Annotated in this window: 1 protein-coding gene; it reads left to right on the top strand. The window is 50.4% G+C overall.

From position 1 onward, the window contains the following. The coding region (locus R8N49_RS30015; RefSeq protein ID WP_412034940.1) for a WD40 repeat domain-containing protein at positions 1-532 on the top strand (532 nt) is incomplete at both ends.

A 532-nucleotide genomic window follows, 5' to 3' on the forward strand; every position in this document is an offset into this window, starting at 1 on the left:
ACCGAGCATGAAGTTCAACGTTGGCCACTCGAACCGCAGGGCTCAACGAGCTTTGGACTCAGCCGAGATGGTCGATTTGCCCTGCTCTACTCTGAAGAACACCACTTGGTTTTGTGGGACCTAGAGCAAAACAAAAAACTCGCAACGCTTGGAGAGCTTGATGCCGATGGCAACGCGGTATCTCATATTCGTATTTCAGACAACGGCCGTTTTGCTGTAACCGCAGGTCAAATGAACTTTGCCGTTTGGGACCTTGGCTGGACGCAAGCACAAGGGCTGTGGTCCATTTCTGACGCGTTAATTCGCGACATCGACATCACCAGCAACGGTGAACAAGTGCTACTCGGGCTCTCAAACGGTAAAGCCATTTACGTCAACTTAGTCACCGGTCGTCGCTTGGAGTTCCTCGCTCACCGAGAAAAAGTCAACTCTGTCGCCATCTCTCCTAATGGTCGATTCGCATTGACAGGCGGTAACGACTACAAAGCTTACCTCTGGGATACTGAATCTGGTCAGTTATTACGAACTTTTG

The organism is Vibrio sp. 1978, assembly GCF_033344345.1.